At 64.7% G+C, this 20,289-nt stretch carries 18 protein-coding genes, 1 tRNA gene and 1 pseudogene; 8 read left to right on the top strand and 12 right to left on the bottom strand.

Annotation, left to right across the window (positions count from 1 at the left end; all coding sequences use genetic code 11):
* Positions 1–19: 19 nt before the first annotated feature.
* Positions 20–955 carry a chemotaxis protein CheV gene (locus tag ACIQYU_RS05450; RefSeq protein ID WP_207831707.1) on the bottom strand — a complete coding sequence of 312 codons (936 nt, stop codon included), beginning with the start codon at positions 953–955 and terminating at the stop codon, positions 20–22.
* Positions 956–1,306: 351 nt separating this feature from the next.
* On the opposite strand from ACIQYU_RS05450, the gene ACIQYU_RS05445 reads away from it, so the two are divergent.
* The 3 genes from ACIQYU_RS05445 to ACIQYU_RS05435 all read left to right on the top strand — a co-directional run bounded on the left by ACIQYU_RS05445 (position 1,307) and on the right by ACIQYU_RS05435 (position 3,634).
* Positions 1,307–1,816: a histidine kinase gene (locus tag ACIQYU_RS05445; protein ID WP_207831709.1), complete on the top strand. Its 510-nt coding sequence runs from the start codon at positions 1,307–1,309 to the stop codon at positions 1,814–1,816.
* 272 nt (positions 1,817–2,088) lie between these two features.
* Positions 2,089–2,985, top strand: a complete 897-nt coding sequence (locus tag ACIQYU_RS05440; protein ID WP_233687108.1) for a sensor histidine kinase — start codon at positions 2,089–2,091, stop codon at positions 2,983–2,985.
* On the top strand, positions 2,975–3,634 hold the full coding sequence (locus tag ACIQYU_RS05435; protein WP_233687109.1) for a response regulator transcription factor: 660 nt from the start codon (positions 2,975–2,977) through the stop codon (positions 3,632–3,634). Before ACIQYU_RS05440 ends, ACIQYU_RS05435 begins: the two co-directional genes overlap by 11 nt.
* On the opposite strand, the gene yegS is transcribed toward ACIQYU_RS05435, so the two are convergent.
* Complete coding sequence (gene yegS / locus ACIQYU_RS05430; RefSeq protein WP_233687110.1) at positions 3,618–4,505, bottom strand: lipid kinase YegS; 888 nt, start codon at positions 4,503–4,505, stop codon at positions 3,618–3,620. The two genes, ACIQYU_RS05435 and yegS, sit on opposite strands and share 17 nt — an antisense overlap.
* Positions 4,506–4,851: 346 nt before the next feature.
* Here yegS and ACIQYU_RS05425 point away from each other — a divergent pair, with 346 nt between their 5' ends.
* Positions 4,852–6,099: a glycosyltransferase family 4 protein gene (locus ACIQYU_RS05425; protein ID WP_207831712.1), complete on the top strand. Its 1,248-nt coding sequence runs from the start codon at positions 4,852–4,854 to the stop codon at positions 6,097–6,099.
* Here ACIQYU_RS05425 and glp read toward each other — a convergent pair.
* Both glp and moaB read right to left on the bottom strand, forming a co-directional pair.
* A complete protein-coding gene (glp, locus tag ACIQYU_RS05420) occupies positions 6,088–7,275 on the bottom strand; it encodes a gephyrin-like molybdotransferase Glp (protein ID WP_402798535.1) in 1,188 nt (395 codons plus the stop codon). The genes ACIQYU_RS05425 and glp overlap by 12 nt on opposite strands.
* Before the next feature lie 22 nt (positions 7,276–7,297).
* The gene (gene moaB / locus ACIQYU_RS05415) at positions 7,298–7,837 is read right to left on the bottom strand and encodes a molybdenum cofactor biosynthesis protein B (RefSeq protein WP_025338313.1); all 540 of its coding nucleotides are present in this window, start codon (positions 7,835–7,837) and stop codon (positions 7,298–7,300) included.
* Positions 7,838–8,025: 188 nt separating this feature from the next.
* Here moaB and ACIQYU_RS05410 point away from each other — a divergent pair, with 188 nt between their 5' ends.
* Positions 8,026–8,247 carry a YgdI/YgdR family lipoprotein gene (locus tag ACIQYU_RS05410; protein WP_063913882.1) on the top strand — a complete coding sequence of 74 codons (222 nt, stop codon included), beginning with the start codon at positions 8,026–8,028 and terminating at the stop codon, positions 8,245–8,247.
* An 80-nt stretch (positions 8,248–8,327) separates the two neighbouring features.
* A tRNA-Pro gene (locus ACIQYU_RS05405) sits at positions 8,328–8,404 on the top strand.
* A 112-nt stretch (positions 8,405–8,516) separates the two neighbouring features.
* Here the strand turns inward: ACIQYU_RS05405 and mqo are convergent.
* The 4 genes and pseudogenes from mqo to ACIQYU_RS05385 all read right to left on the bottom strand — a co-directional run bounded on the left by mqo (position 8,517) and on the right by ACIQYU_RS05385 (position 13,892).
* On the bottom strand, positions 8,517–10,091 hold the full coding sequence (gene mqo, locus ACIQYU_RS05400) for a malate dehydrogenase (quinone) (protein ID WP_207831715.1): 1,575 nt from the start codon (positions 10,089–10,091) through the stop codon (positions 8,517–8,519).
* Between the two features lie 228 nt (positions 10,092–10,319).
* Positions 10,320–11,024: a methyl-accepting chemotaxis protein gene (locus ACIQYU_RS05395; protein ID WP_402798534.1), complete on the bottom strand. Its 705-nt coding sequence runs from the start codon at positions 11,022–11,024 to the stop codon at positions 10,320–10,322.
* A gap of 228 nt (positions 11,025–11,252) precedes the next feature.
* Positions 11,253–11,363 (bottom strand): annotated as a pseudogene (locus ACIQYU_RS05390) (hypothetical protein); the annotation flags it as partial.
* 765 nt (positions 11,364–12,128) lie between these two features.
* Positions 12,129–13,892 (bottom strand): ABC transporter transmembrane domain-containing protein, encoded by a 1,764-nt coding sequence (locus ACIQYU_RS05385; RefSeq protein WP_333957631.1) that lies wholly within the window; start codon positions 13,890–13,892, stop codon positions 12,129–12,131.
* Positions 13,893–14,105: 213 nt separating this feature from the next.
* On the opposite strand from ACIQYU_RS05385, the gene ACIQYU_RS05380 reads away from it, so the two are divergent.
* A complete protein-coding gene (locus tag ACIQYU_RS05380; protein ID WP_170929323.1) occupies positions 14,106–14,279 on the top strand; it encodes a PA1571 family protein in 174 nt (57 codons plus the stop codon).
* A 176-nt stretch (positions 14,280–14,455) separates the two neighbouring features.
* On the opposite strand, the gene pdxB is transcribed toward ACIQYU_RS05380, so the two are convergent.
* From pdxB to rlmM, 4 genes are all read right to left on the bottom strand, one after another.
* Positions 14,456–15,598, bottom strand: a complete 1,143-nt coding sequence (gene pdxB, locus ACIQYU_RS05375) for a 4-phosphoerythronate dehydrogenase PdxB (protein ID WP_063913879.1) — start codon at positions 15,596–15,598, stop codon at positions 14,456–14,458.
* A 60-nt stretch (positions 15,599–15,658) separates the two neighbouring features.
* The gene (gene tusA, locus ACIQYU_RS05370) at positions 15,659–15,901 is read right to left on the bottom strand and encodes a sulfurtransferase TusA (protein ID WP_016500764.1); all 243 of its coding nucleotides are present in this window, start codon (positions 15,899–15,901) and stop codon (positions 15,659–15,661) included.
* Positions 15,902–15,922: 21 nt separating this feature from the next.
* The gene (locus ACIQYU_RS05365) at positions 15,923–16,078 is read right to left on the bottom strand and encodes a hypothetical protein (protein ID WP_284382858.1); all 156 of its coding nucleotides are present in this window, start codon (positions 16,076–16,078) and stop codon (positions 15,923–15,925) included.
* A 123-nt stretch (positions 16,079–16,201) separates the two neighbouring features.
* Complete coding sequence (gene rlmM, locus ACIQYU_RS05360; RefSeq protein WP_233687114.1) at positions 16,202–17,266, bottom strand: 23S rRNA (cytidine(2498)-2'-O)-methyltransferase RlmM; 1,065 nt, start codon at positions 17,264–17,266, stop codon at positions 16,202–16,204.
* A gap of 216 nt (positions 17,267–17,482) precedes the next feature.
* On the opposite strand from rlmM, the gene acnA reads away from it, so the two are divergent.
* Complete coding sequence (gene acnA / locus ACIQYU_RS05355) at positions 17,483–20,224, top strand: aconitate hydratase AcnA (protein ID WP_207831723.1); 2,742 nt, start codon at positions 17,483–17,485, stop codon at positions 20,222–20,224.
* Positions 20,225–20,289: the final 65 nt, after the last annotated feature.

Raw genomic sequence — 20,289 nt, 5'->3', positions numbered from 1 at the left:
TACCCGGCAGGGTCCGGGATCACGCAGTGGCAATATCCAGCAACAGGCGTTGCTTGACCACGTCGACCAGGCGATCAGGCTGGAATTTGGAAAGGAAGTTGTCGCAGCCCACCTTCTTTACCATCGACTCGTTGAAACTGCCGGACAGCGAGGTATGCAGCACCACGTAAAGCTGGCGCAAACGGGCATCACCACGGATCTCGGTGGTCAGCCGGTAGCCGTCCATTTCCGGCATCTCGGCATCGGTGAACACCATCAGCAGTTTCTCGCACACATCTTCGCCTGCGTCGGCCCAGCCCTTGAGCATGCGCAAAGCCTTCAAGCCATCACTGGCCACGTGCAGCTTCACGCCCAGCTGGGACAGCGTGTCGCGCAATTGCGCCAGAGCCACGCTGGAGTCGTCCACCAGCAGTACTTCGCGGCCGCGGGCCCGGGCCAGCACCGGGTCGGCGAGCTTGTCGCCGGAAACCCGCGCGTTGTACGGCACGATCTCGGCCAGCACCTTCTCCACGTCGATCACTTCCACCAGCTTGTCATCGACCTTGGTGATGGCGGTCAGGTAATGCTGGCGTCCGGCGCTGGACGGCGGCGGCATGATCGCCTCCCAGTTCATGTTGACGATGCGGTCGACACCGCCGACCAGGAAGGCCTGCACAGAGCGGTTGTATTCGGTGACGATGATGGTGCTGTCCGGCCCCGGCTGCAGCGGGCGCATGCCGATCGCCTGGGAAAGGTCGATCACCGGCAGGGTCTGGCCGCGCAGGTTGACCACCCCGCAGACGAAAGCGTGGCGCTGGGGCATCAGGGTCAGCTTGGGCAGCTGCAGCACTTCCTGCACCTTGAACACGTTGATCGCGAACAGCTGGCGGCCAGCCAGGCGAAACATCAGGATTTCCAGGCGGTTCTCACCCACCAGTTGCGTGCGTTGGTCTACCGTGTCGAGAATGCCAGCCATTGGAAAACCCCCAGCCTTGAGTCGGAAAAAGTGAAATCATCCACCCTGTATCGGCGGCTTCACGCACACCTTGACCCTTGCGGGAAAATGCCGTGAAGGCAATTGATATCACTTTACCATCATGCTTTACTGCGAGCAGCTTGGGCTGAGCCAGCGGGACTGCAAAAGTTCCCCACCTGAGCCGAGCATCAGGGAAACCCTTAGCCACAATCGGGTGCAACCTGATGTTCGCGATATCCTTTAGCCATTAATGTGACGCCATTCTCATTGCATGAATGGAGTCAGGCTTTTGCTAGCTATCGTTTTGGCGTGCCCGCCACCTGCGCCTGCCCCACGCGCGGGAGCATCATGATGGACAGCGCCTTATCGTTCGATGACGCCCTGCAGGGGTTTCTGCTGGATGCCCAGGTGCTGCTGACCCAGGCCCAGGAATGCCTGCAGCACCTGGAACTGATCGATAACGACCCGGATGCCTGCCACTGCCTGGACAATACCCTCGGCAACCTCGCTCGACAGGCCACACACCTGGGCCTGCGCGAAGTTGCCCATTACACCACCGCCCTGCAGCAGTTGCTGGCCCCGGCCTGCCATGGTGGTTGCCTGCAGCGCGAAGCCCTGCCCGCAGTAGGGGCCTGCCTGACCCTGCTGGCCTGGCAACTGGAACTGGTCGATCCGTGTACCGGGCGGCTTAACCTGGACATTGGCGAGCAACTGGTGCTGCTGGGTGAACTGGCCAAGGTCGTGCGGCAACCTTTTACACGAGCCTGCATACCCTGCGACGACCAAGGCAACGTATGCATCCACCCGCACACCGAGATGGCCGACGGCACGCAGCCAGGCCGCTCATCTCCCAGATATTGACCCGACGCGAAGTGCAACCAGGCTCGTTGCGCGATCAAGCCGGGTGGCACTTTGCTACCCGCCAGCGCCCGTCTGGCAGGCGTTTCAAAGCGCTACCCGACCGCGACCGATGCAGTGCAAAGTGGTAATATGCGCCCCCACAAACGCTTGCAACCTGCAGCAAGGTCGCAAGGTCTCGTGTACGAAAAAAACAATCGAAAGTACTGCACCAAAGCCTCTGACAAGGATTGTGCAAGGCCTCCATCAGCAATACTTCAGTGGCTTCCCTACTTATGTTCCCACGCTTGAAGACTCCTTTGCGTTGCGGCTCCCGCACTCCCCTGCTGCGCTGGGCGACGGTCGGGCTGTGCGTGGCCTCGCTGGTCGCCAACCTGTTGCTGTACCTGGCCGACCAGTCGATCCCGGCCAGCCTGCTGGTGCTGCAGTTGGCCGCCACGCTGGGCGCCGCCGTGCAGCTGGGCCTGCGCGCCAGGTCGATCAGCCTGCGCCCGGCGGAACTGGCCGAGCGCATGCTCAAGGTCCAGGAAGACGAGCGCCAGCACCTGAGCCGGGAACTGCACGACGACATCGGCCAGCTGCTCACCGCCGCCAAGCTGCAGCTGCAGTGGCTGCAAAGGCGCATGCCCGATGAGCTGCAAGGCCACTGCGACGCCCTGCGCAGCACGCTGGATGACACCCTGGGTAACGTGCGCGATGTCTCCGCCCTGCTCAACCCGCGGCAGTTGGCCAGCCTTGGCCTGGAAGCCAGCCTGCGGGCACACCTGATGCGCACCCTGGGCAACAGCGGAGTGAACTGGAGCCTGGCGTGCAACCAGCGCCTGGGCGGCATCGACGAGGCCGTGGCCATGGCGGTGTTCCGCATTACCCAGGAAGCCGTGACCAACATGCTGCGCCATGCACAGGCACACAACCTGGTCGTCCGTCTGCAGCGCATCCCCGAGGGGTTGGCGTTGTCGATCCACGACGATGGCCGTGGTTTCGTACCCGCCAGGCAACCGGCCGAAGCTGGCCAGCGCGGCTTGGCCGGCATGCAGGAGCGGGTAACCGCGTTGCAGGGCAGCCTCGACATCACCAGCCAGCTCGGCCTGGGCACGCGCATCGAGGCGGTGTTCCCATGGCCACCGCGCACCCAGCAACGCGCCAGGAGTACTGCCACCCATGACCTGTAGACTGCTGCTGGTGGACGACCACTCGCTGATCCGTGCCGGGGTGCGCGCACTGGTCTGCGACATCCCTGGCTATGATGTAATCGGTGAAGCCGACGATGGCAGCCAGTTGCTCGAACAGGTACGCAAACTGGCGCCGGACATCGTCTTGCTGGACATCTCCATGCGTTCGACCAGCGGCCTGGATGCTCTCACCCAACTGCGCGCCAGCGGCAGCACCTGCAAGGTGCTGATCCTGTCGATGCACACCGACCCGGACCTGATCATGCGGGCCCTGGAAAGCGGCGCCCACGGCTACCTGCTCAAGGACACCAGCGCCACCGAACTGGAGCAGGCCCTGGCCGCGGTGCGCAACGGCGAGCGCTACCTCAGCCCAGCCATCGCCCATACGGTCATCAACCAGGCGCTGCAGCGCGCCAGGCAGGGCAAGCACCCCGCTGGCGAGCGGCATAACCTCACGGCGCGACAGCTGGAGATCCTGCGCCTGATCGTGCGCGGCAAGGCCACCCGGGAAATCGCCACCGGCCTGGGCCTGTCGATCAAGACCGTGGAAACCCACCGCTCGCAAATCATGAAACGCCTGCAGATCCATGACGTGGCCGGCCTGGTGCTGTTCGCCGTGCGCGAGAAAATCATCAGCCTGGACGACTGAGCAACGGCGACCCGGCCGGCAGGTGCAGGCGCAGTGCAGCGGGCCTGGCCTGGAAGCGCAACGTGTCTGCCTGCGCCGGCTCACCATCGAGGTTGATGTCCAGCCCCTGCGAGCACTTGATCTCGACCCAGGGCAACCGGGCCCGGACGAACAGCCCGTTACCGGCCAACAGGTCACGCAGCGCCCCGACCATCTCCTGTGGTGCCGGCAGGATGGCGATGTCGAGCAAGCCATCGTCCACCAGCGCCTCAGGGCACAGCACCTGCCCGCCCCCGGCCTGGCGGCCGTTGCCGATCCCCAGCGCCAGCAGGTCACCCTGCCAGTGGAAGTCCGGCCCTTGCAGCGCCACCGAGGCCGCCTGCAGTTCGCTGAAGCGCGACAACCCGGTGAACAGGTAGGCGGCGGCGCCCAGCACTTTCTTCAGGTCTTCGGAGGTGTTGGCCGTGACCTGGCTGCCAAAACCGCCCGTGGCCATGTTGAGGAACAACTGGTCGCCGGCCTGGCCCAGGTCTATTGGCTGTGCAGGTATGTTCAGCAAGGCCAGCGCCGTGGCGGGCTCCAGGGGTATGCCGGCAGCCCTGGCAAAATCGTTGGCCGTGCCGAGTGGCAACAACGCCAGGCTGGCCTGGGTACCCGCCAGGCCCATGGCCTCGGCAACATCGCGCAGCGTGCCATCCCCGCCTCCGGCAACGATATGGCCGTAACCGGCAGACAGCGCCTCGTTGACCAGGCGCTGAGCGTCACCGGCCTCCCAGGTGACCCGCACATCCAGCACCCAGCCGCTATCGCGCAGGCCGTGCACGGCGCTGCGCAAGTCTTCGTTCATGGCCTGCTTGCCGTGCAGGATCAGCATTGCCTTGCGCCCTTGCATATACGCGCCTCCGTGAAGTGATCACCCCAGATCTCGACCCTCTGCAATCCCGGATCGTTGCATGCCCACAGAAAATAATGGGCCAACGCGGTCAATTTTGTGGGAGCGGCCATTGCCGGGGCCGCTCTGCGGCCCTATCGCCACACATGGCCGCTCCCACAAGTGACCGCGTTGGCCGGCCATTAACCGACAAGCGTTGGCCTGTCTTTTTCCCAAGTGTGGCAATGCACGGCTATGCTCAGCAGATACACCTTTCTTGCCATGGACGCGCCCCGGCAGTGGTTTTTACCACTGCCGCCTAAGGGCGCGTCTTGCTATCCGCAACCTTTAGCGAGGATTCCGGGTCATGCGCATTCTCTGGACACTGCCGTACCTGCCCTGGCCGACCACCAGCGGCAGCAAGACCCGGCAATACCACCTGATACGCGCACTGGCACAACGGGGCCACCGGATTACCCTGCTGGTGCAATCGAAGAACCCCCTCGGCGATGCTGCCCGCGAGGCCCTGGAACCCTTGCTCGAACGCCTGATCGTGCTGCCCCGTCGGCCCCTGCACAGCCCGCTGAACCTGCTGGCCTCGCCGATCCTGGACTACCCCATGCGGGCAATCATCAATGGCCTGGCCCCTCGCCTGCGGCACCGCTTCGAGCAATTGCTGGACGAGCCCTGGGACGTGATCCAGATCGAACACAGCTACAGCTTCCAGCCGTTCGAGAAGGCCCTGCAGGCACGCGGACTGCCGTACATGCTCTGCGAGCACACCCTGGAATCGGTGATGGGTGGCGCCAGCCACGATCGCCTGCCGCTGTGGTTGCGCCCGCTCAACGCCTTCGACCGCTGGCGCTATCGACGCTGGGAACAGCGGGTATTGCGCCAGCCCACCGAACTGGTGGCGGTCAGCGCCCACGATGCCGAGTTGATCGCGCAAATCAGCGGGCGCCCGGTGAACGTGGTGGTCAATGGCGTGGACTGTGATTTCTACCAGCACGTGCAACCTGCGCTGCACAGCCAGCGCCTGCTGTTCGTAGGCAACTTCGAGTGTGGCGCCAACCTGGAGGCCATCGAATGGGCGCTGGAAGACATCATGCCGCAGGTATGGATGAGCAATCCGGCGGTGCGCCTGGCGATTGCCGGGCATGCCATGCCGGCCAGCTGGAAACTGCACTGGAACGACCCGCGTATCGAATGGTTCGGCTACCGCCCCGACCTGCGTGAACTGCAGCGGCGTTCGGCACTGTTCTTCGCACCGCTGCGCTATGCCGGTGGTTCCAAGGTGAAAATCCTCGAAGCGATGGCCGCCGGCTTGCCAGTGATCACCACCGGCAAAGGCGTTTCAGGCCTGGCCGCGAACAACGGCGAGCACTACCTGGGCAGTGAGGATGGCGACCAGCTGGCCCTGCTGATCACCCAGTTGCTCAACCAGCCCTGGCGCATGAGCCAGTTGAGCGATGCCGGGCGCCAGTTCGCCCGCCAGCGCCACGACTGGAGCGTGGCCGCCCAGCAACTGGAGAACGTGCACATGCGCCTGGCCCAGGCGGCACCAGCCGAGGCCGCGCCGCTGGCCAGTGCCTGGCTGGGCCGCTCAGCCAAGTAGCTCGCTGAAGGGAATGAACGGCACGCTGTCACCCTGCTTCGGCGTACTGCCTTCGCGCACTTCCACCAGCCCCTCGGCCCAGGCCGCGCTGCGCAGCACGCCAGAGCTCTGGTTCTTGTAGATGCGCACCTGGCCCTGTTCGATGCGGGCGCGCAGGTACTCGCGGCGCGTGCCGGGCTTGGGCCAGTCAAAACCGGCCGGCATGTCGAAACGCAGCGGCGTGACATCGGCCACGCCCTGGCGCCGCAACAGGTAGGGCCGGGTCAGCAGGCCGAAGGTGACCAGGGTCGAGGCCGGGTTGCCCGGCAGGCCGATTACCGGCACGCCCTGGAAGTGGCCGAAGGTCAGCGGCTTGCCGGGCTTGATCGCCAACTTCCACAAGGCCAGCTCGCCGGCTTCGCGCAGGGCGGCGCCGAGGTAGTCGGCTTCCCCCACCGAGACACCGCCGGTGGACAGGATCAGGTCGACATCACCCAGCTCGGCCAGGCAGGTGCGGGTGCGTGCCAGGTCATCCGGCAGGATGCCCGCATCGACCACGTCGCAGCCCAGCCGCTGCAACCAGCTGACCAGCAGCCGGCGGTTGCTGTTGTAGATCTGCCCCGGCCCCAGCGGCAGGCCGGGCTCGACCAGTTCGTCACCGGTGGACAGCACCGCCACCCGCACCTTGCGCACCACATCCAGGCGGCCGTGGCCCAAGGTCGCAGCCAGGCCCAGCTCGATCGGCCCCAGCCGGGTGCCAGCGCACATCACCTGTTCGCCCTTGCGGGTTTCCTGGCCCTGGGGACGAATGTTCTGCCCGGCTTTCAACGGCTCGAGAAAGCGTACCCGGCCATCCTCTGCCACTTCGGTGTTTTCCTGCATCTCGACGCAGTCGGCACCTTCGGGCAGCGGTGCCCCGGTGAAGATGCGTGCGCAGGTGCCCGCTTGCAGCGGCTGCGGCGCATGGCCGGCGAAAATCCGCTGGCTGACCGGCAGTGGTTCGCCCTGCCAGTCAGCCAGGCGCAGGGCGTAACCGTCCATGGCGCTGTTCGGCCAAGGCGGCAGGTCGAGCGAGGCCACCAGGTCAGCGGCCAGCACACGGCCCTCGGCCTCGGCCAGTGGCAGGTTCTCGGTGTCGCGGATCGGAGCCGCTTCAGCCAATGCCAGCAGTTGCTCCAGGGCCTGTTCCACCGGCATCAGCGGCCGGGCCTGGCTGACCTCAGCCACGGCTGTCACAGGCTGCTGCCTGCTTCAGGTGCGGCACGAAGTTGCAAGGGCGATGGCGGGCATCCAGCTGCTCGGCGAGGATACCGTCCCAACCAGTGCGCACCGCATTGGTCGAGCCTGGCAGGCAGCACACCAAGGTACCGTTAGCCAGCCCGGCCAAGGCGCGCGACTGCACAGTGGAGGTGCCAATGTCGGCCACGGAAATCTGCCGGAACAGCTCACCAAAGCCTTCTACCTGCTTGTCCAACAAGCAGGCCACAGCCTCGGGCGTGCTGTCGCGGCCGGTAAAGCCGGTGCCGCCGGTGATCAGCACCACCTGCACGCTGTCATCGGCAATCCAGGTGGCAACCTGGGCGCGAATCTTGTACAGGTCGTCTTTCAGCAGCACGCGCTCGGCAAGGCGATGGCCGGCCGCGCTCAGGCGGTCGACGAACAGCTGGCCGGAGGTATCGGTGTCGAAGGTGCGGGTGTCGCTGACGGTGAGCACGGCGATGTTCAGCGGCACGAAGGGGGTATCTGCCTTGGCTTTCATGGGGGTCCGTCACAAGAAGATGGGATGGCCGCAGTTATAACACAGCACGCACCCATCACAGCGTGACGCCCGTGGCCCTTGCCTTCGATCAATGCCCCGGGTTTGCCGCTATGCTGCACTGTAGACGGAACTTGCGTGGACGCCCTGCGTCTTAATGTCATCTAGCACCATCGCACTGGAGAAACACGATGATTCAACGGACCCTACCCGCCTTCCTGCTCGTCTTGGGCCTGGGCGCCCTCGCTGGCTGCGCATCGCCAACCGTCATTACCCTGAATGACGGTCGCGAAATCCAGGCCACCGACACACCGAAGTACGATGAAGACTCGGGCTTCTACGAATTCGAGCAACTGGACGGCAAGCGCACGCGCTTGAACAAGGACCAGATCCGCACCGTCAAAGAGCTCTGATCGCACCCTGTTTTTTGCAAAGGCCCTTTCAACAACAAGGGCTTGCGTGCAAAAAAAGGATGCAGTAGGATTTCCTTCATCGGAGTGTAGCGCAGCCAGGTAGCGCGTCTCGTTCGGGACGAGAAGGCCGCAGGTTCGAATCCTGTCTCTCCGACCAAATCCTTATCAAAAAGCCCGCCTTGTGCGGGCTTTTTGTTGTGTCTTGGAAGGTGTCCCCGCCCCAGCGCGGCCCCTCTTGTGGGAGCGGCCCTGGGCCGCTCCCACATGTGTCAGTGCGCCACCTCAGCCTCCACCGGCACATACAGCAACTGCAGGCGCTCGCTGCTCCACTCACGGGTCTGGTTGGTCAGCGCCAGGTTGTTGTTCAGCTTCTGCCCATAGCTCGGCACGATTTCCTTGAGCCTGGCCTGCCAGGCTGGCGACTGGATACGGTCCTTGAAGGTCTTTTCCAGCACGGTCAGCATGATCGGCGCCGCGGTCGAGGCACCCGGCGAAGCGCCCAGCAACGCAGCGATGCTGCCGTCCTGCGCCGCCACCACTTCAGTACCGAACTGCAGCACACCGCCCAGTACCGGGTCCTTCTTGATCACCTGCACCCGCTGGCCGGCCTGCAGCAGCTTCCAGTCCTCGTTCTTGGCGTTGGGGAAATACTCGCGCAGGGCGTTCATGCGGTCATCGAAACTGAGCATCAACTGCCCCATCAGGTAGGTGCTGAGGTCGATGTTGTCGATGCCGGCATTGACCATCGGCAGCACGTTGTGGCTGTTCAGCGAGGCGAACATGTCCAGCAGCGAGCCATGCTTGAGGTACTTGGTGGAGAAGGTGGCGAACGGGCCGAACAGCAGCACCTGCTTGCCATCGATCATCCGCGTGTCCAGGTGCGGTACCGACATCGGCGGCGCGCCGACCGAGGCCTTGCCGTACAGCTTGGCCTGGTGGCGGGCGACCAGGTCGGGGTTGTCGGTCATCAGGAACTGGCCACCGACCGGGAAGCCGGCATAGCCTTCGGCTTCGGGGATCCCCGACTTCTGCAGCAGCTTCAGCGCGCCACCACCGGCACCAATGAACACGAAGCGGGCGTTGACGGCCTTTTCCTTGCCACCGTTGGCCAGGTCGGCCACCCGCACCTGCCAGGTGCCGTCGTCGTTGCGTACGATGTCGCGCACTTCATGACGCAGGTTCAGCGACACGTTGGGGTTGCGGGTCATCGCGGCGAACAGCTGGCGAGTGATTTCGCCAAAGTTCACGTCGGTGCCGATGGCCATGCGCGTGGCGGCGACCTTCTGCCCCGGGTCACGGCCTTCCATCACCAGGGGTGCCCACTTACGGATCTGCTCGTGGTCTTCGGAGATTTCCATGCCGCGGAACAGCGAACTGTGCTGCAGGGCGTCGACGCGCTTGTGCAGGAAGGCGACATTGTCGTCACCCCAGACAAAGCTCATGTGCGGCACGTTGTTGATGAACGACTTCGGGTTGCTCAGCACGCCCTGCTCGACCTGGTAGGCCCAGAACTGCTTGGATACCTCGAACTGCTCGTTGACCCCCACAGCCTTGCTGATGTCGATGCTGCCGTCCTTGCCGACGCTGGTGTAGTTCAGCTCGCAGAACGCAGAGTGACCGGTACCGGCGTTGTTCCAGGCGTTGGAGCTTTCTTCGGCCACCTGGTCCAGGCGTTCGTAGACGTCGACCTTCCAGGAGGGCTCCAGCTCGGTGAGGTAGGTGCCCAGGCTGGCACTCATGATGCCACCGCCGATCAGCAGCACGTCGACAGTCTTTTCCGGTTCCGCGGGTTTGGAGCAGCCGATGACGCCCAGGCAGAGGAACGTCAGCAGGAATTTCTTCATTGATGTTATCCAGTTGTTGTGTACACGCGCGCCGCCTTGAGCAGGGAATGTGCCAACTGGGTATCGAGCAATGAATACGGGGGCTCGCGACGGGGAGCGTGGCGACAATCCGCCACAGGGCATAGGATGAAGCAGTGAAAGTGGCGGGTTTCCCCAGCAGCCAGCCCGGCGCAGCGTCTTTTTGGGAGCGGCCTTTCGCGACACAAGGCCACCCCCACAAGGACTGCGTCAGGCAGTGAGACGGGAGGTGACTTCGCCCAGTTGCCCCGACAACCCATGCAGGCGCTGCCCCGCCTGCTCGGTATGCTGTACGGCCTCCTGGTTGGCCGTGGCGATGCGGGTGATTTCGATCAGGTTGCGCGAGATGTCCTCGGCCACGCTGGTCTGCTCTTCGGCCGCCGTGGCGATCTGCCGGTTCATGTCGCGGATTGCCTCCACCGCCAGGGTGATGCGCTGCAGCATCTGCCCGGCCTGCTGCACCTGTTCGGCACCCTCCTCGCTGCGCTGCTGGCCGCTTTCGATGGCCTTGACCGCTTCCACCGCCCCCGACTGCACTGCTTCGATGATCTGGTGGATCTCGGCAATCGAAGCCGCCGTGCGCTGGGCCAGGCTGCGCACCTCATCGGCGACTACCGCAAAACCAAGCCCGGCCTCGCCGGCACGGGCCGCTTCAATGGCCGCGTTGAGCGCCAGCAGGTTAGTCTGCTCGGCAATGCCACGGATCACTTCGAGGACTTTGCCAATGCGCGTGCTGTCATGCTCCAGGTCGCGAATCACCGCCGCCGTACCGGCAATTTCGCGGTTGACCACGCCGATGATATCGATGGTCTGCTGCATCACCTGCTCGCCCGCCTGGGCACTGTGGTCGGCGTCGTCCGCCGCGCGGGCGGCCTCGGCGGCGTGGCGCGCGACTTCCTGGGCGGTAGCAGACATCTCATGCATGGCCGTGGCCACCTGGTCGGTGCGCTGGAACTGGTCATGGGTGCCACGGGCCATGTCGCCGGCGATGCTGCGCAACCGGCCGCTGGCGCCTTCCAGTTCCTGGGCGTTGTCCTGCAGCCGGCCGACCGTGTCGGCGAGGAAGTCGCGCAGGGTGTTGGCGGCCCGCGCCAGGCGGCCCAGTTCGTCCTCACGGCGGCTTTCTACCCGGGCGGCAAAGCGGCCCTGGCTAAGCTGCGCGACATACTCGATCAATTGACGAATCGGCTCGATCAGGCTGCGGTTGACCAGCCACAGGCTGAGCAGCCCCACCAACACCGCCGAGGCCAACATCACCAGCAAGCCCAGCCATACCGTGCGCTCCGCACCGGCACTGAGGCTGGCGGCTTGCTGATGGGCATCGGCACGCAGTTGCTCGACCAGTTCGCTCATCTGTTCACTGGCGGCGCGGTCCACGCCCTTGACCGCCTGGTCGCCGGCAACCGGGTCACCGCCCGCCGCCAGGAATGCCTGGCGCCCCTGTGCATAGGCCAGGCCTAGCTGCCGGTGGCTGTCACGCAGTTGCTGCAACGGCGCCTTGAGCCTGGCGTCGCTGCTATCGATCAATTGCCCGAGCAGTTGCTGCACCTGCTGCTCGCGAGCCTGGAACTGCTGCCAGTACTTGTCCATATCAGCCTGCTGGCGCCCGCGCAACAGCACGTTCTTCCATTCCTGCACCTGGATCTTGAACTGCAGGTTGGCTTCGTCGATCAATTGCGAGGCCCGCAGCGGCCCGTCGACCAGCTCGGCGTAGCCGCGCACGCTGGACGAGAGGAACTGGAAGCACACCAGGGCGATCAGCAACATCGCCACCAGACTGCCGCCGAGCAGGGAGAGAATTTGCACTCTGAGGGATTTACGCAACATCTTGGATCTCGGAAAGCAGGAGGAAGACCGGGGGGCCGCGCAAGCTGGCAATGGGGTGCAACGCAGCCCGGTTACTGGCAGGCCAAAAAAAGGCTGCCATCAAGCAATGGCAGCCAGGTCGAGCACTTACGCAACAGTTGAGCTAGATACTCTCAGGCAAATACTACAGAAATGTTACAAGGCCACTACAAGCTACCCCGTAGTGAACTGCAAGGCCGCCAGCCGCGCATACAACGGGCTCTCTTCGATCAACTGGCGATGGGTCCCCACCGCCACCAGACGGCCCTTGTCGATGACCGCGATACGGTCGGCATGCTGTACCGTAGCCAGCCGATGGGCGATCACCAGGGTAGTGCGCCCGGCCATCAGGCGGGGCAACGCCTGCTGGATCAGGTGTTCGCTTTGCGCGTCGAGGGCGCTGGTGGCTTCGTCCAGCAACAGGATCGGTGCATCGACCAGCAACGCACGGGCGATGGCCAGGCGTTGCCGCTGCCCGCCGGACAGGCCGATGCCGCCCTCGCCCAGCGGTGTCTGGTAGCCCTGCGGCAGTTGCCGGATGAATGCGTCGGCATGGGCACCACGGGCCGCTGCCTCGACCTCGGCCTGGGTCGCCTCGGGCCGGCCATAGCGGATGTTGGCCTCGACCGTGCCGCGAAACAGCGAAGGGTTTTGTGCCACCAGGGCGAACTGCTGGCGCAGTTGAGCGGGGTCGAGTTCGGTAATCGCCCGGCCATCGAGCAGGATGCGCCCTTGCTGGGGGTCGTAGAAGCGCAACAACAAATCGAACAAGGTCGACTTGCCCGCCCCCGATGGCCCAACCAGCGCCACGGTCTGCCCCGGCTCGATGGCCAGGCTCAGGCCATCGACAGCCGCCACCGAGGGCCGTGACGGATAAGCGAACACCAACTGCTGCAACTCGATACGCCCACTGGCCCGCTGCTGCGGCAGCACCTGCGCCACGGCGGGCGGCAGGATTGCACTGCGCGCCGCCAACAGTTCGGCAATGCGCTCGGCCGCGCCCGCCGCCCGCTGCAGCTCGCCGATCACCTCGCTGAGGGTACCGAAGGCACTGCCGACGATCAGGCTGTAGAACACGAAGGCGGCCAGTTCGCCCGCAGAAATGCGCCCGGCGATCACGTCCATGCCGCCAACCCACAACATCACCCCCACCGCTCCCAGCACCAGCACGATCACCAGGGTGATAAGCCAGGCACGCTGGGCAATCCGCTGCCGGGCCACGGCAAACGCCGCTTCGACCGTGCCGGCGAAGAGCTCGCGGTCGTGCGCCTGATGGTTGTAGGCCTGCACGGTCTTGATCTGCCCGAGGGCCTCGGCCACATAGCTGCCCACATCGGCCACCCGGTCCTGGCTCTGCCGCGACAGGCTACGTACCCGGCGGCCGAACAGCAGGATCGGCGCCAGCACCAGCGGCAGCGCTACCACCACGATGCTGGTGAGCTTGGGGTTGGTGATGAACAGCAAAGCCACGCCACCGATGACCATCAGCGCGTTGCGCAGGAACATCGACAGCGATGAACCGATTACCGATTGCAGCAAGGTGGTATCAGCGGTCAGCCGCGACTGGATCTCGGAGCTGCGATTGTCTTCGAAAAACCCAGGGTGCAAGCCGATCAGGTGGTCGAACACGGCCCGACGGATATCGGCCACGCAGCGCTCGCCGATCCACGACACCAGGTAGAAGCGGCTGAAGGTACCCACCGCCAGGGCCAGCACCAGCAGCAGGAACAGCCCGATGGTCTGGTTGAGCTGATGCGCGGAGCGGGTCATGAAGCCCTGGTCCACCAGCAGGCGGATGCCCTGGCCCATGGACAAGGTGATGGCGGCAGTGACAACCAGTGCCAGCAAGGCCAGCAGCACCTGGCGACGGTACGGGCGAACGAACTGCCAACCCAGGCGCAAGGCGCGGCGTTGACGCGAAGAAACCGATTCGGGCATGGCGCGGACCACTATGGTGGGGAATCCGCAGCCTACCACTCATCCAGGCCTGGGGAACCCTTGCAAGGTTGCTATAGCCTATCGGTCTAACCAGGCTATGGAGCTTTATGGCCGTTTCTGCTGGACTGTGGCTGCCGTGATCCTGCAGGCACTGTCACAGGCCGGTCACGGCACAGGGTTACCCTGCGCTTGAACCTGATGAGGAGACAATACATGAGCTTGCAGCATGGCAGCGACAACCAGAAGCCCCGGACCACCCCGCAACCGCAGGTGTGCGGTTCGATCATCGACGCCCAGGGGCGCGAAGTACCGATCACCGAGCAGATGATCCAGCAGGCCTGCAAGGCCCTGGAAGAAAGCCGGGTCGAGCGCGTACGCAAAGGTTGATCGGCGAGTTTCTTGCAACCCGGCGCTTGCGCCGGGTTTTTATTTGCCTGAATCCTGTGCTGGCCCTTTCGCGGGTAAACCCGCTCCCACAGGGACCACACCAGCCTTGAGATCAGCGGGGCACCTGTGGGAGCGGGTTTACCCGCGAAAAGGCCGGTACTGCGCTCAACATACCGTCAGACCAGCACCCCACCCAAGGCACTGACCAGCTGCGCCAACTGCGGCGACTCCCCACGCAAGCGCACCCCTAGCCCCTCGATCTCGCGCCGTGGCGGGTACTGCTTGCGCAACTGGTCGAATGCTGCACGCTGTTGCTGCGGGTCGTCGCTGAGGCTGCGGCGGAAATCGGCATCGTCGCGGCGTGGGTCGTACACCGCGCGGCACAGGGTGGCCATGGCCCAGGCCGGGTCGGTGCTGGCATCCAGTTCGATCTGCGCAAGCGGCGGCCGAGGCAGCAGGTCGGCCAGTTGCACCTGTTCATCCACACCGAGGAAGCGGCACAGCGCCTGGTAGATCTGCGCTGTACCACGCTGGCGACCGTCGAGGCTGTAGCCGGCAATGTGCGGCGAAGCCAGCGTGCACAGGTCGGCCAGTTGCAAGTCGACCTGCGGCTCACCCTCCCACACATCCAGCACCGCATGCACGTCTTCGCGGTCCAGCAGCAGTTCGCGCAGGGCCGCGTTATCCACCACCGGGCCACGGCTGGCGTTGACCAGCCACGCACCCGGGCGCAACTGGGCCAGCTGCGCCTGGCCCAGCAGGTGCCAGGTCGGGTGCTCGCCGCCACGCTGCAAGGGGGTGTGCAGGCTTATAACATCGCACTGTTGCAGGATGGTCTCGAGGCTGACGTAGTCGCCGCCCTCGGCGGCCTGGCGCAGCGGGTCGCATACCAGTACCTTCCAGCCCAGGCCGTGCAGCACCCGCACCAGGCGCCCCCCCACCTCCCCCGCGCCCACCACGCCATAAACGCGCTCGGGCAGTGCCACGCCATCCAGCTCGGCCAGGGTCAGCAGGCTGCCCAGCACGTAATCGACCACGCCGCGGGCATTGCAGCCCGGCGCGCTACTCCAGCGGATACCGGCCTCGGCAAAGTAGTTCAGGTCGAGGTGGTCGGTGCCGATGGTGCAGGTACCGACAAAGCGCACACGGCTGCCTTCGAGCAACTGGCGGTCTACCTTGGTCACCGAGCGCACCAGCAGGATGTCGGCGTCCTTGACGCTGGCGGCATCGAGGCTTCGGCCCGGGTAACGGCGGATTTCGCCGAAACCCTGGAAGAAGGCATCGAGCAGCGGGATGTTCTCGTCGGCAACTATCAGCATGGCGCTCTCCTGTCTGGGGAACGCAGTGTAGGCGCAACGCCGGGCGTGTTCCAGAGCGCTTCAGTCGGCTTTCTTGCGGATCCAGTACAGGAAGGTACCGGCGTCCTCCTGCTGCTGCAGCAGTTCGTGGCCGAGGAAGTTGCAGAACTTGGGGATGTCGCGGCGGGTCGAGGGGTCGGTGGCGATGACCTTGAGCAGGCCGCCAGCGGCCAGGTCACGCACGTGCTGGTGCAGCATCATCACCGGTTCCGGGCAGTTCAGGCCAGTGGCGTCGAGGATGGCGTCGGGGGTGAAATCGGTCATGGGGGGCTCCGCAAATGATCGTCATTGTCGCGCATCGCGCGACGTGGTCCAAGCACCGCCTGCGAACACGCTGAGCCAGCTCTTGATCTTGATCTTGATCTTGATCTTGATCTTGATCTTGATCTTCGCGACTTCAGGAGGCCGAGCAGAGGGCTTGCGGAGGGAGGTGACGGGCATCCATGCCCGTCACCTCCCTCCGCAGTCCCTTCGCTCGGCCTCCTGAAGTCGCAATCTGCGGCGCCTGAACTATCGCGCGCTTAGAAGCAAAAGCCGAAGCAAGAGCAAAGCGATTCGCTGTGCTCAGCGCGGTTTCAAGTCCATCCGGCGCAGATGGCAGGTCACTTCCTCACGGTCGTGGTACAGCTGCTTGCAGGCAATCGACACCTTGATCTTGCGCGCCTTGAACGTCGCCTCCATGCGGTCGAGCAGCCGGCGTACTTCGGCGTAGCGCTGCTTCATCGGCAGCTTCAGGTTGACCACCGCCTCACGGCACAGCCCCTCACCCAGCCAGGTCTCGATCAGCGAAGTGGTACGCGCCGGCTTCTCGACGATGTCGCACACCATCCAGTCCACCGGCTGCTTCGGTTGCCAGGTGAAACCATCGGCCATCAGGTGCTGGACCAGCCCTGTGTCCATCAGGCTTTCGGCCATCGGCCCATTGTCGATGGCAGTCACCAGCATGCCCCGGCGCACCAGTTGGTAGGTCCAGCCACCCGGCGAAGCCCCCAGGTCGACACCGGTCATGTCATCGCCCAGGCGCTGTTCCCACTGCTCGCGCGGAATGAACTGGTGCCAGGCTTCTTCCAGCTTGAGGGTCGAGCGGCTGGGTGCCTCGCGGGGGAATTTCAAACGCGGGATGCCCATGGGCCACAGCGCGCTGTTGGTAGCAGGGGCAACGCCAGCGAACACCCGGCGGCCGCTGATGAAGGTGAGCAGCAGGCGTGGGCGGCTGGCATCGTCGACCAGGCGGCCGGCCTTTTCCAGGGCCTTGCGCAGCGGCACCTCGAACTTGCGGCAGAAGGTGGACAGTTCCTTGCCTTCGTTGCTGTCCAGCACCTCCAGCCACAGGCTGCCGAACACCGGAAAGTCGGCCAGGTGCGCCAGCAACACACTGATACGGTCGCTTTCCGGCAGTTCGACATAACCGCCACGGGCCCACTGCCGCGGGAAAATCAGCTGGTTGAAGCGCAGTTCCCCCATCAAGCGCTCGGCACCGCCCTCCTCGCTACAGACAAACTCGGCACTGGCACTTTGCGGCTTGCCTTTGGCATAGCCGGCAACGCCCAGGCGGGCGGCATGTTCGCTGATTTCGGCGCACACCTCACCCTCGAAACCGGGCCGGCAATGCATGAACAGGGTATTCATCTCTCACTCCACTACGGCTGGCGCACCACAGGCGCTGGCAGGGCGGCGATGATAAAGGAAGATCGGAACCTGCGACACGCCCCGCCGGTCCAGAAAAGGGTCAGGTGACGCAAAGCGGTCTAACCTGACCTTTCAGCCAGGTCCGTGCCGTGCGGATCGACACAGAGCGGTGCCACCGGCAGATCTTGCCAGGCACCGGCGCAGAAGGAGTTGGCAATGCCCTCGCTCGATAGCCTGAATACCCTCAAATCCCTCAAGGTCGGCGACCAGACCTACCATTACTTCAGCCTCACCGAGGCCGCCCGCCAGCTGGGCGACCTGCAGCGTCTGCCCATGTCGCTGAAGGTGCTGCTGGAAAACCTGCTGCGCTGGGAGGACGGCAAGACCGTCACCGGCGACGACCTGCGCGCCCTCGCCCAATGGCTGGGCGAGCGGCGCTCCGACCGCGAGATCCAGTACCGCCCCGCGCGGGTACTTATGCAGGACTTCACCGGTGTGCCGGCCGTGGTCGACCTGGCCGCCATGCGCGCAGCCATGGCCAAGGCCGGTGGTGACCCGCAGCGGATCAACCCGCTGTCACCGGTGGACCTGGTAATCGACCATTCGGTGATGGTCGACCACTACGGCACGCCGCAGGCCTTCAGCGAGAACGTCGATATCGAAATGCAGCGCAACGGCGAGCGCTACGCCTTCCTGCGCTGGGGGCAGAGCGCCTTCACCAACTTCCGCGTGGTACCGCCGGGCACCGGTATCTGCCACCAGGTCAACCTGGAATACCTGGGCCGCACCGTCTGGACCCGTGAAGCCGATGGTCGCACCTACGCCTTCCCCGACACCCTGGTCGGCACCGATTCGCACACCACCATGATCAACGGCCTGGGTGTGCTCGGCTGGGGCGTGGGCGGCATCGAAGCGGAGGCGGCCATGCTCGGCCAGCCAGTGTCGATGCTGATCCCCGAAGTGATCGGCTTCAAGCTGACCGGCAAGCTGCGTGAAGGCATCACCGCCACCGACCTGGTGCTGACGGTGACGCAGATGCTGCGCAAGAAGGGCGTGGTGGGCAAGTTCGTCGAATTCTATGGTGATGGCCTGGCCGAGCTGCCCTTGGCCGACCGTGCGACCATCGCCAACATGGCCCCGGAATACGGCGCCACCTGCGGCTTCTTCCCGGTCGACCAGGTGACCCTGGACTACCTGCGCCTGTCAGGGCGCCCCGAGGCGACCGTGCAACTGGTCGAGCAGTACTGCAAAGCCCAGGGCCTGTGGCGGCTGCCGGGCCAGGAGCCACTGTTCAGCGACAGCCTGGCGCTGGACATGCAAGAGGTCGAGGCCAGCCTGGCCGGGCCCAAGCGACCGCAGGACCGGGTGGCCCTTGGCCAGGTCAGCCAGGCCTTCGACCACTTCATCGAACTGCAACCCAAACCGCTGGCCAAAGAGGTCAGCCGCCTGGAAAGCGAAGGTGGCGGCGGCGTGGCGGTAGGCAACGCCGACCAGGCCGGGGAAATCGAATACAGCCATCAGGGCCAGACCCAGATCCTGCGCGATGGCGCCGTGGTGATCGCCGCGATCACCTCGTGCACCAACACCTCCAACCCCAGCGTGATGATGGCCGCCGGGCTGGTGGCGAAAAAGGCCCTGGAAAAAGGCCTGAAGCGCAAACCCTGGGTCAAGAGCTCGCTGGCGCCAGGCTCCAAGGTGGTGACCGACTACTTCAAGGCCGCCGGGCTCAGCCCTTACCTCGACCAACTGGGGTTCGACCTGGTCGGCTATGGCTGCACCACCTGCATCGGCAACTCCGGCCCGCTGGATGACGCGATCGAAAAAGCCATTGGCAGCGCCGACCTCACCGTGGCCTCGGTGTTGTCGGGCAACCGCAACTTCGAAGGCCGCGTGCACCCGCTGGTCAAGACCAACTGGCTGGCCTCGCCGCCGCTGGTGGTGGCCTATGCCCTGGCCGGCAGCGTGCGCCTGGACCTGACCCGCGATCCGCTGGGCACCGGCAAGGACGGCCAGCCGGTGTACCTGCGCGACATCTGGCCCAGCCAGCAGGAAATCGCCGCCGCCGTAGCCAAGGTCGACACGGAAATGTTCCACAGGGAATACGCCGAAGTGTTCGCCGGCGATGCACAGTGGCAGGCCATCCAGGTACCGCAGGCGGCCACCTACGTATGGCAAGCCGACTCCACTTATATCCAGCACCCACCATTCTTCGACGACATCGGCGGGCCACCCCCGCAGATCACCGACATCCAGGGTGCGCGGATCCTGGCGCTGCTGGGTGACTCGGTGACCACCGACCACATTTCCCCGGCCGGCAACATCAAGGCCGACAGCCCGGCCGGGCGCTACCTGCGTGAGCAGGGCGTGGAGCCACGCGACTTCAACTCCTACGGCTCGCGGCGTGGCAACCATGAAGTGATGATGCGCGGCACCTTCGCCAACATCCGCATCCGCAACGAAATGCTGGCGGGCGAAGAAGGCGGCAATACCCTGCACGTGCCCAGTGGCGAGAAGCTGTCGATCTACGACGCGGCCATGCGCTATCAGCAGGAAGGCACCCCGCTGGTGGTGATCGCCGGCCAGGAATACGGCACCGGTTCGAGCCGCGACTGGGCGGCCAAGGGCACCAACCTGCTGGGGGTCAAGGCGGTGCTGGCGGAAAGCTTCGAGCGCATTCACCGATCCAACCTGGTTGGCATGGGTGTGCTGCCACTGCAGTTCAAGGCCGGGCACAACCGCAAGCAACTGGGGCTGACCGGCAAGGAGCGGATCGATGTGCTGGGCTTGCACGGCGCGCAGATCCGCCCGGGCATGAGCCTGCCCTTGCGTATCACCCGCGCAGATGGGCAGCAGGAACAGATCGAGGTGCTGTGCCGGATCGATACCGTGAACGAGGTGGAGTACTTCAAGGCGGGGGGTATATTGCATTATGTGTTGCGACAGCTGATTGCGAGCTGAGGCGGGTATGCTTGGGTCCGCTGCCGGCGATGGACCGCGCAGCGGACCCAACATTGTTCAATCAG

This window comes from Pseudomonas sp. NPDC096925, assembly GCF_044762545.1.
Classification (GTDB): Bacteria; Pseudomonadota; Gammaproteobacteria; order Pseudomonadales; family Pseudomonadaceae; genus Aquipseudomonas.
Note: the sequence above shows the minus strand (reverse complement) of the source record. Positions and strands in the feature narration are given on the sequence as shown.

Excerpts from the sequence above, each read along its gene's own strand:
- ACIQYU_RS05450 (WP_207831707.1), bottom strand. The coding sequence starts at position 955 with ATGGCTGGCATTCTCGACACGGTAGACCAACGCACGCAACTGGTGGGT.
- ACIQYU_RS05445 (WP_207831709.1), top strand. The coding sequence starts at position 1,307 with ATGGACAGCGCCTTATCGTTCGATGACGCCCTGCAGGGGTTTCTGCTG.
- ACIQYU_RS05440 (WP_233687108.1), top strand. The coding sequence starts at position 2,089 with ATGTTCCCACGCTTGAAGACTCCTTTGCGTTGCGGCTCCCGCACTCCC.
- ACIQYU_RS05435 (WP_233687109.1), top strand. The coding sequence starts at position 2,975 with ATGACCTGTAGACTGCTGCTGGTGGACGACCACTCGCTGATCCGTGCC.
- yegS (WP_233687110.1), bottom strand. The coding sequence starts at position 4,505 with ATGCAAGGGCGCAAGGCAATGCTGATCCTGCACGGCAAGCAGGCCATG.
- ACIQYU_RS05425 (WP_207831712.1), top strand. The coding sequence starts at position 4,852 with ATGCGCATTCTCTGGACACTGCCGTACCTGCCCTGGCCGACCACCAGC.
- glp (WP_402798535.1), bottom strand. The coding sequence starts at position 7,275 with ATGCCGGTGGAACAGGCCCTGGAGCAACTGCTGGCATTGGCTGAAGCG.
- moaB (WP_025338313.1), bottom strand. The coding sequence starts at position 7,837 with ATGAAAGCCAAGGCAGATACCCCCTTCGTGCCGCTGAACATCGCCGTG.
- ACIQYU_RS05410 (WP_063913882.1), top strand. The coding sequence starts at position 8,026 with ATGATTCAACGGACCCTACCCGCCTTCCTGCTCGTCTTGGGCCTGGGC.
- mqo (WP_207831715.1), bottom strand. The coding sequence starts at position 10,091 with ATGAAGAAATTCCTGCTGACGTTCCTCTGCCTGGGCGTCATCGGCTGC.
- ACIQYU_RS05395 (WP_402798534.1), bottom strand. The coding sequence starts at position 11,024 with ATGTCTGCTACCGCCCAGGAAGTCGCGCGCCACGCCGCCGAGGCCGCC.
- ACIQYU_RS05385 (WP_333957631.1), bottom strand. The coding sequence starts at position 13,892 with ATGCCCGAATCGGTTTCTTCGCGTCAACGCCGCGCCTTGCGCCTGGGT.
- ACIQYU_RS05380 (WP_170929323.1), top strand. The coding sequence starts at position 14,106 with ATGAGCTTGCAGCATGGCAGCGACAACCAGAAGCCCCGGACCACCCCG.
- pdxB (WP_063913879.1), bottom strand. The coding sequence starts at position 15,598 with ATGCTGATAGTTGCCGACGAGAACATCCCGCTGCTCGATGCCTTCTTC.
- tusA (WP_016500764.1), bottom strand. The coding sequence starts at position 15,901 with ATGACCGATTTCACCCCCGACGCCATCCTCGACGCCACTGGCCTGAAC.
- ACIQYU_RS05365 (WP_284382858.1), bottom strand. The coding sequence starts at position 16,078 with ATGCCCGTCACCTCCCTCCGCAAGCCCTCTGCTCGGCCTCCTGAAGTC.
- rlmM (WP_233687114.1), bottom strand. The coding sequence starts at position 17,266 with ATGAATACCCTGTTCATGCATTGCCGGCCCGGTTTCGAGGGTGAGGTG.
- acnA (WP_207831723.1), top strand. The coding sequence starts at position 17,483 with ATGCCCTCGCTCGATAGCCTGAATACCCTCAAATCCCTCAAGGTCGGC.